Source organism: Streptomyces sp. SID14478, from assembly GCF_010548525.1.
Classification (GTDB): domain Bacteria; phylum Actinomycetota; class Actinomycetes; order Streptomycetales; family Streptomycetaceae; genus Streptomyces.
Map to the genome: position 1 here is coordinate 1 of NZ_JAAGMG010000128.1, position 776 is coordinate 776.

General features: G+C 76.4%; 1 protein-coding gene. It reads left to right on the top strand.

Going from position 1 to position 776, the window contains the following annotated elements; translation table 11 throughout:
• Nucleotides 1–104: 104 nt before the first annotated feature.
• Nucleotides 105–776 (top strand): fused MFS/spermidine synthase (locus G3I40_RS05030; protein ID WP_164300937.1); only part of this gene is annotated, 672 nt, incomplete at its 3' end.

A 776-nucleotide genomic window follows, 5' to 3' on the forward strand; every position in this document is an offset into this window, starting at 1 on the left:
ATCGAGGCCGCCGACAACCGCCGCTGAGCCGCCCGCCGCCCAGCGCCGCCCGGCCCCGGCCCCTTCGGGGCGCCCTTTGATCCCGGCCCCCCGATAATGGACGGATGGCAAGGTCACGAGGGCGGCAGGGGCGGGGCGGCGGCGGTCGGGAGTCCGTCGTGCAGAGCGTCGACGGAGGTCTCGCGGAGCTGATACCCGACCGGGACCGCCCGGCCGGCTGGACGCTGCTCCTGGACGGTGCCCCGCAGTCGCACGTCGACCTCGACGACCCGGCCCACCTCTCCTTCGAGTACCAGCGTCGCATCGGCCACGTCCTCGACCTGGCCGCGGAACCCGGCCGCCCGATCCAGGCCGTGCACCTCGGCGGCGGCGCCTTCACCCTGGCCCGCTACGTCGCCGCGACCCGGCCCCGCGCCACCCAGCAGGTCGTGGAGCGCGACGGCCCCCTGGTCCAACTCGTGCGCGGCGCCCTGCCGCTGGACCCCGGCGCCCGGATCCGCGTCCGTACGGCCGACGCCCGCGAGGCACTCGCCAAGCTTCCCGACGACTGGGCCGACGTGCTCGTCGCGGACGTGTTCAGCGGGGCCCGCACCCCGGCCCACCTCACCAGCACCGAGTTCCTCACCGAGGTGCGGCGCGTGCTGCGGCCCGCCGGTACGTACGTCGCCAATCTCGCCGACGGCCCGCCGCTCGCCCACCTGCGGGCCCAGATCGCCACCGCCGCGGCCGTCTTCCCCGAACTGGCGCTGGTCGCCGATCCCACCGTGCTGCGCGGC